This is a genomic window from Allorhodopirellula solitaria, from assembly GCF_007859855.1.
Lineage (GTDB): Bacteria > Planctomycetota > Planctomycetia > Pirellulales > Pirellulaceae > Rhodopirellula > Rhodopirellula solitaria.
Window position 1 is genome coordinate 32,081 of the sequence record NZ_SJPK01000003.1, and the last position, 12,676, is coordinate 44,756.

Annotated in this window: 9 protein-coding genes; 4 read left to right on the forward strand and 5 right to left on the reverse strand. The window is 58.6% G+C overall.

Translation table 11 applies throughout. From position 1 onward, the window contains the following. Window positions 1-258 precede the first annotated feature (258 nt). Window positions 259-1,608, forward strand: coding sequence for a DUF1552 domain-containing protein (locus CA85_RS06255; RefSeq protein ID WP_146390474.1), 1,350 nt, complete (start codon window positions 259-261; stop codon window positions 1,606-1,608). Continuing rightward, complete coding sequence (locus tag CA85_RS06260) at window positions 1,605-4,187, forward strand: DUF1588 domain-containing protein (protein ID WP_146390475.1); 2,583 nt, start codon at window positions 1,605-1,607, stop codon at window positions 4,185-4,187. Before CA85_RS06255 ends, CA85_RS06260 begins: the two co-directional genes overlap by 4 nt. 886 nt (window positions 4,188-5,073) lie before the next feature. Here the strand turns inward: CA85_RS06260 and CA85_RS06265 are convergent. Beyond that, window positions 5,074-5,811, reverse strand: coding sequence for a DUF4142 domain-containing protein (locus CA85_RS06265; RefSeq protein WP_146390476.1), 738 nt, complete (start codon window positions 5,809-5,811; stop codon window positions 5,074-5,076). A gap of 410 nt (window positions 5,812-6,221) precedes the next feature. On the opposite strand from CA85_RS06265, the gene CA85_RS06270 reads away from it, so the two are divergent. Both CA85_RS06270 and CA85_RS06275 read left to right on the forward strand, forming a co-directional pair. Then, entirely contained in the window at window positions 6,222-6,842 is a 621-nt protein-coding gene (locus CA85_RS06270; protein WP_146390477.1) for a hypothetical protein, read from the forward strand. A gap of 3 nt (window positions 6,843-6,845) precedes the next feature. Continuing rightward, entirely contained in the window at window positions 6,846-7,517 is a 672-nt protein-coding gene (locus CA85_RS06275) for an ankyrin repeat domain-containing protein (protein WP_146390478.1), read from the forward strand. Here the strand turns inward: CA85_RS06275 and CA85_RS06280 are convergent. From CA85_RS06280 to CA85_RS06295, 4 genes are all read right to left on the reverse strand, one after another. After that, window positions 7,504-8,436, reverse strand: coding sequence for a cobalamin-binding protein (locus tag CA85_RS06280; protein ID WP_146390479.1), 933 nt, complete (start codon window positions 8,434-8,436; stop codon window positions 7,504-7,506). The two genes, CA85_RS06275 and CA85_RS06280, sit on opposite strands and share 14 nt — an antisense overlap. Before the next feature lie 22 nt (window positions 8,437-8,458). After that, entirely contained in the window at window positions 8,459-8,878 is a 420-nt protein-coding gene (locus CA85_RS06285; protein ID WP_146390480.1) for a hypothetical protein, read from the reverse strand. 1,061 nt (window positions 8,879-9,939) lie between these two features. Next, window positions 9,940-11,637, reverse strand: a complete 1,698-nt coding sequence (locus tag CA85_RS06290) for a Na+/H+ antiporter NhaC family protein (protein WP_146390481.1) — start codon at window positions 11,635-11,637, stop codon at window positions 9,940-9,942. A 37-nt stretch (window positions 11,638-11,674) separates the two neighbouring features. Next, window positions 11,675-12,598 (reverse strand): hypothetical protein, encoded by a 924-nt coding sequence (locus CA85_RS06295; RefSeq protein WP_186774780.1) that lies wholly within the window; start codon window positions 12,596-12,598, stop codon window positions 11,675-11,677. Window positions 12,599-12,676 lie beyond the last annotated feature (78 nt).

Genomic DNA, 12,676 nt, shown 5'->3' on the forward strand with positions numbered 1-12,676 from the left:
TGGACGAGCGTTCATTGGTTTAGGGCAAAACTAAGATTCTGTTGCAGGGCGAGCCTGATTCGCTAGAATGGTAGCCAAAGCCTCTGGTCATGCAGTGGCGAATCCCACCTCCCTATCGACTTCGAACCCCGTGGGTCTGCCGCCGTTCGTTCGCCAGAGTCGCGTGCGTTTGCGACGGGTTGTCTTTCCAACTTCTCTGCTCGCCCAGACAGATACATCGTCGACAGTCGATCTTTCATCTTAACTGAGAGAACGATCATGCTCAGCCGTCGTAGAATGCTGCAAGGGATCGCCGCCAGCACCGGTGCTGCCTTAGGTGCCTCGGTCGTTTCGGAACGCCTCCTAGCTGGACCCGCTGGCATCGGAACCTCCGCTGCGGGCACTTTTGGAAACGCGACTCCCAAGCGGATCGTTTTCTTCATGCAGAATCAAGGGTTCGATCCCAAGACCTGCGTCCCGCGCGGCATGACGAGCAGCGGTTCGCTGGCCAAAGCGAAACTTCCCGAGCCCATCGCTGCGTTGGAACCTTACAAGGAACGACTGCACATTATCAACGGCTTGCATGGCCGCCACACCAGCCCTTCGCACAGTGCTTTCTTTGGCGCATTGGGAGGGTATCGCGGTAGTGACGGGGTACCGCCGAGTGCTCCGACTATCGATTACGAGCTGAGCAAGGCACTGCCAGAAACGCTACTGCCTCATCTGTGCATCGGCATGGACTCGATTGAGAACATGAAGGCTAAGCCCACGATCGCGACGCTGTCGGCCAGCGGTGCTGGCCAGCCGATCTTCATGCATTCGAACCCCAATCATCTCTATCAAATGCTCTATGGTGGCATCTCGTCGGGCGACATACGCCGCCAGCACGAAGCGCGGTCGAGTGTGATGAGCCAGGTCGAGGTACTCGCGGCAATGAAAGGTCAATCGCTTCCCAATTCGGATCAACAGCGTTATGGCCAATTTGTGCAAGGCTTCCAGGACGTCAATGACCTCCGGGGCAGACTCGATACCGTTGCCGATCACTTGCGGAATTTTGCCCCTACGGTGGATGAGCGATACACCGATCCTGAGTTCGAAACGGATTGGCACGATCGATTGCTGGACCTGGGGATCTCGGCACTCACCTCAGGGATCACCAATACGCTGACGATCGGTTCCGGTCGCGGCGAAATCTTTGGTGCTTGGAAGGGACTCGGCGTGGAGAAACAGGGCCATAACCTGGGGCACATGGAACAGCCGGACAATCCGATCTGGATCAAGATCCGCCAATACAACAGCCGCATGCTCGCGCGGATCATGGAGTCGCTCGAGAGCGTTCCCGAAGGTAGCGGCACGATGATGGACAATACATTGATCGTCTACACGAGCAACAACGCGGACAAACAGCACACCAACGGTGCCAACTGGCCAGTCATGCTGCTGGGGAACCTCGATGGGGCGTTCAAATCCGGCTGTTTCACACAGCTCGATGGCAAGCGGCCGATCAACGCACTGTACACCTCGCTCCTGCGTGCAGCTGGCCAGAACCTCGATCGTTTCAACATGGACGACAAAATGGCCAAGAAGTTTGACGTTGCCAACGGTCCCCTCCGAGAAGTGTTGGCATGAATGGACGCACCGTAGTGGACGAGGCGACGAGTCCTCCCGCTCTGCATCTGCGTAAATCATTCGCGTTCAAGGACTCGTCGCCTCGTCCACTACAAACCGTGGCACTCCTCGCGACCGCATTCCTAACGCTCACGTTCGTAGGTCTGATCTCGCCTGTCAGTGCCCAGACCTACACACCCGGCGAAGCGATCGACGAAGACTTCGACCGCTTTGCGAAGCCGTTTCTCGAAACCCACTGCGTCGACTGCCACGGCGCGTCCTACCCCGAAGGCGAGCTGTCGCTGGAGGATCTCGGACCGGTCGACGAGATCAATGCCAGCACCTGGAAAAGCGTGTGGGCACAGGTGTCTTTGCAAGAGATGCCGCCCGCGGACGCAGATCAGCCTAAGGTGATCGAGCGGCTGCGATTCTCCGACTGGATCGTCGGCGAACTGACGCGCGTGATGCGTGGCCGTGGCGGCTTCCAGGCTCACCTGGATCCCAACAAGGGTAATTTCGTCGATCACGAGTTGCTTTTCGGACCGCTTCCCGATGGCGTCCGACTCCAGCCCACCTCATCGGCCGCTCGCATTTGGCGCGTCACCCCCCAAGAACACATCACTCGTCTGAATGAATTGATCAACACCGAAGCTGAGTTCGACCCAGCCAAACCAGGGCTTCGCACCCATGGCGATGTTGTCCCCACCAATCACGGTGGTGAATTGAAACTCTACTTCGGTACCGATCGCATTATTAAATGGCAGGGTGGAACGGTCGCCTATGCGACCTCGGTTAAAAGCGTACCGGCGGTGCTGTCGTCCGCACGCGATCATGGCCTGGAGAACTACCCGATCTTCTCCACCGTCAACGGGGCCGAAGCGACGCAGATCATGGGGATTGCGGGCGACATCATCCGATACATGGCCGACGGCCCGCTGAGCATTGCCCGGCCCTATCAGATCACGGACGACCCGCAATCGATCGCGGACAAGATGAAAGGTGATCTTCGTGGGCTGCCCACCAGTCTGGTCTATAGCACCGAGGTGGTTCGTCCGCTGACGCCAGTCAATGAATTCATGAACGACGACAGTGCGACTGACGATGGTTTGCGGGCTGCGGTGGACTATCTCTTCGAAGCGTTAACGTTCCGGCCGCCGAACCGGAGTGAGTCCGACGCTTACATGGCGATCGTCCGACACTCCATTGAAAAGATTGGTAAACAGGACGGCGCGGTCCTCGGCCTGACATCCATTTTTCTCGATCGAGATGCACTCTTCCGGCCGGAGTTAGCGGAGGACGGCAAGCCGGATGAGTTTGGCCGCGTCATGTTGCAGGACTGGGAACTCGGTCTCGCCGTCAACCATGCGCTGCGCTACCTCCGCCCCGATGAAAAGCTGCGTGACGCCATCACGGACGGGCGAATGCGGACCCGAGAGGATGTCAAACGGGAAGTCGAGCGGATGCTCGGTGACGACAGCATCCGCAAACCACGCATCCTGCGTTTCTTCCGTGAATACTTCGACTACGACCTCGGCGGCTACATTTGCAAAGACTCTCGAGCACTCGCTGACACCGGGGCGAGCAACCGAGGCCAGGCTCACTACCAATCCATGTTTGACGCCACCGCGAGTACCGATCGACTGATCGAACTCATTCTGCGAGAAGACAAGGATGTGCTCAACGAGCTGTTGACAACCAACAAGGTCGTTGCGACGAAGGCAGACAACATTTACTTCGGCACAGAACGCTCCCGCGAAGAAATCGCGGCATCCATCGCCGCTGTGAAAAAAGCGCAAGCGGAAGCAGCCCAGAAGAAGGCGGCGGAGCTTGCGGCCTGGAAGAAAGCGAATCCGGGAAAGGAACCGCCCAAACCCAAGGCGGGCAAGAAGCCAGCGAGCGTCAATCACCGGGTCACGGAAGCGGATCTATCAGGGCCGACGATCTTTGCACGCGTCAGTCGACGCAGTTTCGGTCGAGGATCGATGAAGCGGGAACGCATCCTCGCCGACGCCCCCAAAGGTGAACGAATGGGCATCCTGACCCATCCAAGTTGGCTCGTTTCCCATTCGGATGCGATGGACAACCATGCGATTCGCCGAGGGCGATGGATTCAAGAAAGGTTGATCGGTGGCGGTGTTCCCGACGTCCCGATCACCGTCGACGCGATGCTTCCCGATGAGCCAAATCGCACGCTGCGCGACCGGATGCGGGTCACCCGCGAAGACTATTGCTGGACTTGCCATCAGAAGATGGATCCGCTCGGCCTGCCCTTTGAGATGTATAACCACGCGGGCCTCTACCGACGAACTGAACAGGACCAACCCATTGACACGTCCGGCGAGATCATCGATTCAGGCGACCCCGCCCTCGACGGCAAGGTGGCTGATGCGATCGAACTGATCGAGAGACTAGCTCAGAGCGAACGAGCCGAGCAGGTCTTCGTCCGTCACGCGTTCCGATTTTGGATGGGCCGCAATGAAACTCTCAACGACGGTCCCCTGCTCCAAGACGCGCACCGCGTCTATCAAGAGAGCGGTGGAAGCATGAACGCGCTGCTCGTATCCCTGCTCACCTCCGACGCATTCCTCTACCGCAAGTAGGGCCGGTTCCCACCGGCCACACGCGTCGGTTATCCGCACCTCCAGGGCCCGCATCGTATATGGCCGGTAGGAACCGGCCCTACGAACATTGCTCCCAAGTAGGGCCGGTTCCCACCGGCCGCACGCGTCGGTTGTCCCCACGTCCAGGGTCCGCATAGAATTTGGCCGGTAGGAACCGGCCCCACGAACGTTGCTACCAAGTAGGGCCGGTTCCCACCGGCCGCACGCGTCGGTTGTCCCCACGTCCAGGGTCCGCATAGAATATGGCCGGTAGGAACCGGCCCAACGGACGTTGCTCGCAAGTAGGGCCGGTTCCCACCGGCCTCACGCGTCGGTTATCCCCACGTCCAGGGTCCGCACAACACACGGCCGGTAGGAACCGGCCCTACGGACGTTGCTCACAAGTAGGGCCGGTTCCCACCGGCCGCACGCGTCGGTTATCCCCACATCCAGGGCCCGCACAGAATATGGCCGGTAGGAACCGGCCCTACGAACGTTGCTCACAAGTAGGGCCGGTTCCCACCGGCCACACGCGTCGGTTGCCCCCACGTCCAGGGTCCGCATAGAATATGGCCGGTAGGAACCGGCCCTACGGACGTTGTTCAAGAGTAGGGCCGGTTCCCACCGGCCGCACGCGTCGGTTGTCCCCACGTCCAGGGTCCGCACAACACACGGCCGGTAGAAACCGGCCCCATGAACGTTGTTCACAAGTAGGGCCGGTTCCCACCGGCCGCACGCGTCGGTTATCCGCACGTCCAGGGTCCGCATAGAATATGGCCGGTAGGAACCGGCCCTACGATGAATCTGTCTGCCGGGGCATTCGTCGGGACGGCCTCCGGCAGACACTACGTTCACTCGACTGACACTTTCGGTCAATCACTGACGATTAGCTTCGCGACCGGCGGTCATCTTCGAGCTTCTTGGCCAGCTTCTTCGCTTCTTCGAGGTGTTTTTCAACCTTGTTGGCGGCCTCAGCAGCGACGGGCTGCAACTCCTCGGGGCCGCTGCTCTCGATGGCTCGAAGTTCAGCCAGCATCATGGTGTGGGCAACGCACTGTTGGCCGAGGAACGCCATGCTAAAGTCCTGCCCTTCGTAGTTGCCAAGCATCTCTTTGGTCATTTTCAACGCGTTGTCGCAGGCCTTCTCGCCAATCTCGCAGAGTTGCTTCGGCACAGTCGCCGTTTGACTAGCGGCGGCATTGCGTCGGTCACCTTGACGCTTCTCAGCGTGCTGTTGAAGCACCTGGTTGAACTGTTGATGATCTTTCACGATCGTCACAGCGAGTTGCTTCAGGTCCTCATTGTCCGACTTCTCGTGAGCGAGCTTCGCCAATTCGATCTCGGCTTCGTTCGCCTTGATCAGCTTTTGCGTCAAGGCTTCTTTTACAGTTGGCCCTTGCTGTTGGACAGAGTTCTGTGCAGCCCGCCGAGCTTCGTAGCGACCGTCCTGTTCGGTTTGCGATCGGACTGGCCGGTCGGTTGGTTGCCCAGGGAGCGTCGCCGACTGGTCGCTTGGTACCTCTTGTGGGATCGGTTGGGGAAGTGTCGTTTGTGCGTTCACGGTCGAAAGACCCGCGATAGCGGCTGTGGAAAGCAAAGTTGTGGTGAATCGTAACTTCAACATCGGAAGATCCTAACTGTCGGAGTAAGAATAGAAGTTCACGGCAACCTGGCCGCGAACTGACACTCACCAAGTCATGCACACGACATACCAATCCGGTCGAGCAAAATGATTGCTCCATTCGACTTCCGCGCGAAAGTGAGCATCGCTGACACTTGCTGTCAAACGGGTACCGCTGTTGGTAAATGGACCGAAGGAGCTGATCCTGTTTCGCGACTTTGATGGTGGCACCACCAAGTTGTTTCTTCAGCTCGAAGCGTCGCGGAACCGCAGTTCGAATTGCAACTCGTATTCAATGCAGTTGACTGGGACGATACAATCGTCAGCCGAGTTTCGTTACGGGCGATTGAGTTGCGAGATCCCAAGCAGCCTCTGTTCGTTCACCAATGTTTTCGTCGGAGAGGTGTGATGAGATGGGCGGTTTTTCAGCAAGCTATTTGGTTCACGCCACAGACGCCGAAACGGTCGCGCAGGAGCTACAGCGACTGTTGTCCGAAGAGGGCTGGCAGCCCTGCAGTGGACCTCTCTGCGACGAAGACATGTGGGGTGTGGGTGGCGCGCGTCGCGGATTGATCCTGTGCCAGCCCATCGGCGGATGGGTCGCCGTGATCGATTCGGCCGCCATGGTCAGCGAAACGCCCACAGATCTCTCGCGTGCACTTTCGACGAGCATCTTCAACTTCCACGTTCACGACAGTGATTTCTGGACCTATACGTTGGTGCAAGAAGGTCAGACCGTCGATCGCTTCACCAGCATGGATGAACACGCGTATTTTGGCGACGCACTCGGGGATACCGACCCGCTTGCGGATGACGGCGGTGGTGCTCCAACCCCCTCTCTCGAAGAACGTTGGGACATCCTTTCAGACTGTTTGGGAAAGGGAGTCACGCGAGCGGATTTGGACGATGCGCTGTCACCTATTGATCTGTCGTCGCTCGATCACCTTCCAATCCGCAGCGGCGAAGAAGGGCTGGCTAACTTTTTAAAGCTCTTGGGTGCTGATCCTTCCTTGGCCGATTTGAGCTACCGCTAATGGATGGAGTCCCCCAACACGCAATCTTACGTCGAGCACAGTCACCTGATCTACGCGAGCGATGAGGTGTCGGGTGAAGACGTCGGTGCCGAGAACCAGGCGGCAGCGGTCGATGTGCCAGGAGCCGCCCTGCACTCCGCCGCGGCAAGCGACGATATAGAAACGATCGAGCGATTGGTCGCGGAGGGAACTGATGTCAACGCGATCCCCCGGGGATTTACTGTCACGGCTCTGGCGATGGCAGCGAGCTATGGCACCCCTGAAACAATTCACACGCTAGTTCGTTTAGGAGCGGATCTGCAGGCTCAGGGCAGCGAAGGCGTTTCACCACTGTTGTTTGCGGTGCAGTCGGGCAACGCCTCGAACCTGTCGACGCTTTTGGAACTCGGTGCGGATCCGCATCAGGTAGACGCTATCACCGGATCGCTTTTGCATCATGCTGCTATCGTTCAATCCAGCGAAGCCCTCTCCGTGTTACTCACGCACGGCGTCGACCCGGCTATTGAGAACGAGGAGGGGAACACGCCGCTGGAATACATCACAACCCGACGATCAGCGATCGAGCAAGCACTCGCCGGAATGAACTCGCAGGATGCCGCGTTGCTATCTGAGTGCCTGCAGTCGTTTTTGAAAATGGAGCAAGTGCTGCAATCCCGTGAGGTCAGCGACGATTAGGCGCCGAGACTTGTACTGCCGCCTCGATGCCTTCGGGTAGCGGGTGGATGTTCGGATGCAGTGCGTTGGCGAGGATTTCCAAACTATCGACCAGTCGCGGCCCCGGGCGGCTGAAGTATGCGTTTCCATCGACGACGAAGACACGATCGTTCTGGACACAGCGAAGCTGGTTCCAGCTCGGGTAGGACTGCAGCAGTGGGAGATCCTCGAGCGTGCGGGCGACGTCGAATCCGCAACAGGCGATGATCATGACCTCGGGATCAGCGGCAACAATTTTTTCCCAGGGCGTGGTAACGCTCCTTTGGCCAGCGACACCGATCGCCTCGCGTCCGCCGGCGATATCGACGAGTTCGGGACTCCAGTGCCCTGCCGAAAAAGGCGGGTCGATCCATTCGAGCAGCATCACCGATGGACGCTCGGACTTTGGGATCGATGCCGTGCGGGACGCGACGGCGTCGACTCGACCCTGCAAAGTGCCAATGTAGGACGCGGCTCGATCGGCCTGGCCCGCGGCATCGCCGACGTGGCCGATGCACTCAAACACATCGGCCAAGCACATTGGTTCAAGGTTGATGACTCGCGGGTTGCCCGGCAGGGAACAAGCAGCCGCTTGGACCTCGCTCTCTGCGACGGCGCAGACATCACAGAGGGCTTGCGTGATGATCAAATCAGGTTGTTGATCCTTCAGAACGGACATGTCGAGCGAATACAACGCAGCTTGCGTTTGCAGCCGCTCGCGGACGAGACGATCAATCTCACCGCTCGATGCAGCGGGCGGGATCAGCGTCCGCGTGACCTTGGGCAACCCCGCCACATCGGCCGGGAAATCGCACTCGTGCGTCACCCCGACGAGATCATCACGCAGCCCCAGCGCACAGATGATTTCTGTTGCACTGGGCAAGAGGGATACGATCCGCATGGTCATTCCTTGTCTGTCGTGTTCAACTACCTTTTCCTTTGCTCTTGCCGTTGCATTTCCCTTTACTCTTACGCTTCTTCCTCGGTTTCCATTGCTTCTGAAGCGATTTCCAGATCAATCGCCCTTGGGTTCGATCGAGCCGGACGAGTTCTTGTCGACGCGTGTCGAATGCAGACAACGTGCCTGCTGGAGATTTGACGTAGACAAAGGGTAAGCAAACAGCAACCACTTTGTTGGGGTTCCCAGAGGCCCGCGATAAAAAACGACTTCGAACGGGCTCGTCCGGTGGCAATGAGAACTCCGAGCAGTTCCATAAAAAGGAGGGGATCTCGAGGGTCTCACTCAGGATGGTAACATAGTCACCGGCGGCGATGTCTTCGCCAGCGATCCGCGCCGCGACGGTCGTCACGGACTTGGATCCTTGATCGGTTGTGGTCTTCATAGTTCCGCAATCGTGGAAAGGTTGAGTCTTGTGTGTTCATGTTGTTCTGGCGCCGCGAGCAGGAACTACTCACGGCCGGTTGGATTTTCAAAACGGGGACATGAAACACGCATGGCTCGATCTCTCGAAACGAGTGGGACTAAAAAAAACGGTGCGAGACCGATCATTCGGTGCTCTGGCCAATGGAGCGAATTGGCGACCGACAGGTTCGCTGCGATGGGTTATTTCTGTTGACGTCTGCGCAGCCTGGCAGAGTTCGTTCGGTAAAACCGAGTGAGCTCATGGGCATCGGGCTGTCGGTCACCCACAGGTTCTCCGGCGCCGAGTCCGTTGCCGAAACGAGCTGTCGTTTTATTGAGCCGAGACGCGTAAGCGGCCGGGTGGGCGGCGTTACCCGGGGCCTTGCCGCTCACTAAATCAACACGCCGGTCAGCGAGGATCACTTGTTCGCCACGCAAAACACTGCATCGTCCTCGCTGACGCGTCGGGTTACCATCGTGATGACGCCCCGAACGGCAACGCTGTGAAGCAATTTTTTGGCTCATCCGCCGGAAGCGTGCGTCCGAGGTTTTCAAGGCATGGCTCCCGTATCCAAGGATTTATTTGTGGGATGTGATTATCAATGTTAGCCTGGAGCTGCCGGGAGGAACGGAGCCGAGCTCTGCAGAGGTGCTGGCTTGGCAAGAGATATCCCGGTCGATGGTGCGCCAATGGTGTTGCCGGTCCCGGGCGAACATTCGTTCCTCAGGGACGCATTTTTGTAAGGTTATTGGATACGAGAGCCATACCTAGAAAAACCTTCCCCGGTGCTCTGCGCACGCTTCCGTCGGATGAGCTGTTTTTTCTTGCGAGAACGAGCTTTTGACCTATGCGGGCGGGACGCCCGCATACATCTGAAAATCACTGAAAGATGCTTCACAGCGTTACCCGAACGGGGGCAAAGTAGATGGCATTGGCCTTACAGCCCCCGGCTCACCATTGCAGGGCCAACATCGATTGAATCGACAAACCGTTATAAGCCCGGAAACCACCGGCGCTCGAACGTCACGAATGCTTTATTCTTACTTGGCCGGTTCGGTCGCCGCGACGGGGCGGCCGAAGGTGTGGACCGCGGCGAGCAAACAGATCAATCCCACGCCGAGACAAATCCACACCGGCACCCCACAGGCTACTGGCAGGGTACCGGTGAGCACACAAACAGCGCCTCCGAGCAGCGCGTAGGGGATCTGGGTCCGGACGTGCAGGACATGGTCACAGCCGCAGGCACGGCTCGAGAGCACCGTTGTATCGGAAAGTGGAGAACAGTGGTCACCGAAAATGGCCCCCGCCAGAACGCTGCTGAACGTGGCCAGAGCCAGCGGTGAGTTCACTGCCATCTCGCCAGCAACTGCGGCGGACCCAGCTTGCATGTCCAGCACGAGACTGACGGCGATCGGCGTCACGATCGCCATCGTGCCCCAACTCGTCCCGGTGGCGAAGGCGATCCCTCCGGACAAGATGAAGACACAGGTAGGCAGCAGCCGAATGTCAATTTGATCGCTCAGTACACTCGCGAGATACCCTCCGGTGTCCAGTGCTTCTTTGCCCGTCATCGCCGACAATGCCCAGGCCAGCCAGAGCACCGCCATCGCGGGCATCATTTGCAGAGCGCCGACGAACACGCCGCGCCCTAACCCTCGTAGAGAAAGACGACTGAGCGAAAGGGCGAGCAGTACCGCAAACGCTAACCCACAACCGCCGCCGATGACGAGGGCGAGGTAAGAATCCCCCGAGCCGATCACGTCGCCGGCCCAGCGAACTTGATGCAACCAAACCGAATCATCAGCCGCCCTCGCCGAGCTGGCTTCGTTCTGGCCCGTCACGACCAACGTGGTGAGAACCGCGATCAAACAAACCGCGATTGGACCGAGAGCGGCCGCTGCGTCCTGCCAAGTCGAAGGGGCTGCCGCGTCGGCTTCCTGGGGGGAAGATGCATCGTCTGGCTGCTCCGACGACCCAGGCACCCGGGCGGTAGAAGTGTCGCGATGGTGTTGATCGACAGCCTCCTGCTCGGCACGTCGCATGGGGCCGAAGTCACGGCCGGTCCGGGCGATGATGAACACCAGCACCAGAGCAAACCAGGGATAGAAGCGATAAGGAATGCTCTGCAGGAAAAAATCGAAAACGCGGATGGACGAGGATTGAGAATATGCGGAGGCGTCAATGCCAGCCTGCAGATAACTCAACTCCGTGGCCACCCACGTACTGACCAGTGCCAGTCCGGCGACCGGCGCGGCTGTGGAATCGACCAGATACGCCAGCTTGGCTCGCGAGATCCCGAACCTGTCCGACGTCGACTGCATCGTGCCGCCCACGAGCAGGGTGTTGGCATAGTCGTCAAAGAATACAGCCAGCCCCGAGGCGGCGATCAAGGTTTGCACACCTCGGCGGTCTTTCACACGCCGCGCCAAACGTTGGATCGCGCGCCGCATCGACCCGGCGATTTCGATCACACCAACCATCATGCCCAAGAGCAACGTGAACGAGAGCACCATCATGTGATCGTGATCGGTGATCGAATTCTCGATGCTCTGCGTGAAATATCGGAGCGTCGCCCATCCCCAATCGGCTTCCGAGTCCGCTCGTCCCAACAGTGCCGCTCCCACGAGAATCCCCGTCGCTAGCGGCAGTAGGACACGCCGCGTCAGCAATGCTAAGGCGATCGCGATCAGCGGCGGCAGCAGACTGGTAAATCCGAAATCCGGTAGTGCGGCTTCCAAAGGTACATCCTTGCAGGCGTTGTCGACCGGGGGGAACTTAGCGGAGTGATTCCAGTTCCATGCCCATACTCATGTCCGTGGTCATCTGCTGTTTCTGGCCAGCGGTCTCCACGTCCATGGTGGTCTTGGAGCGGATCGTCAACGACGATTGCTCAGGGATCAAGGACCCAACCTGAATCTGCGAAGTGCCTTCTCCAGACGTGTCGAGCGATACCAGCGACAGCTTGGTTCCGGGCGGCAATCCAGGATTCTTGATCTCTTGAGCATCGGCGGCCTGCGTTACCTCGATCGACATCGTGAACCCACCGGGTTCGAACTTGGTGATCTCATGGATCGACGTTTGCACCACCCGCATCCCGTTAGCGACCAGGTTTTGCGTGACCTTCCACTTGGCACCCTGGCCAATCTCCTCACTCGGCACTGGCGAACTGATCCGGTTCATGGATTCTTTCATGCCATCAAGGATCTGTTTGAGCTGCGGCGCCATCTCATCAGGAATGTTGAATTCAGCCGATTGGGTGATGCCTCGGTTGGTCACCGTCGCCTTCCCCGTCGCTCCAATGAGAGGTTTGAGCATCTCCTCCAACATCGGCGCCATGGGCGACGGGTTTTGCGCGTCGTCGACAATTTCGGCCCCGGTGTAGATAAAGCTAAATTCAATCACACCATCGTCACTGACTTTTTCGATTGTGGTGTCGAACGTTACTTTCTGTGCGGGAATGGATTGGGCCGGCATAGCATTGCCAGCGACTGACATGGCCATATCCATTGAGATGGTCATCACCGCAGTTTGCGTCTCACCAACGCGAGGCGCGTAACGGATGGTTTGAAGAGGCGCGGTGCCTGTTTCCATCAGCTCCACCTTGACGGCATCGTCGGCCTCGTCTGCCCTGGCACTCGTCCCGACGGAGGTGCAGAGGAGTAACACGGGCAATGCCCAAATCAAATTTCGGCAAAACATAATCAACGTTCCCATAGGTCAACGGGTGGAGCGGGAGCCCAAGGCTTGAGCGTATGCAGCACAGTCTACCACAGCCCG

Bases quoted from the DNA above. Each gene is read 5' to 3' on its own strand.
- CA85_RS06255 (WP_146390474.1), top strand. From the start codon at position 259: ATGCTCAGCCGTCGTAGAATGCTGCAAGGGATCGCCGCCAGCACCGGT.
- CA85_RS06260 (WP_146390475.1), top strand. From the start codon at position 1,605: ATGAATGGACGCACCGTAGTGGACGAGGCGACGAGTCCTCCCGCTCTG.
- CA85_RS06265 (WP_146390476.1), bottom strand. From the start codon at position 5,811: ATGTTGAAGTTACGATTCACCACAACTTTGCTTTCCACAGCCGCTATC.
- CA85_RS06270 (WP_146390477.1), top strand. From the start codon at position 6,222: ATGGGCGGTTTTTCAGCAAGCTATTTGGTTCACGCCACAGACGCCGAA.
- CA85_RS06275 (WP_146390478.1), top strand. From the start codon at position 6,846: ATGGAGTCCCCCAACACGCAATCTTACGTCGAGCACAGTCACCTGATC.
- CA85_RS06280 (WP_146390479.1), bottom strand. From the start codon at position 8,436: ATGCGGATCGTATCCCTCTTGCCCAGTGCAACAGAAATCATCTGTGCG.
- CA85_RS06285 (WP_146390480.1), bottom strand. From the start codon at position 8,878: ATGAAGACCACAACCGATCAAGGATCCAAGTCCGTGACGACCGTCGCG.
- CA85_RS06295 (WP_186774780.1), bottom strand. From the start codon at position 12,598: ATGTTTTGCCGAAATTTGATTTGGGCATTGCCCGTGTTACTCCTCTGC.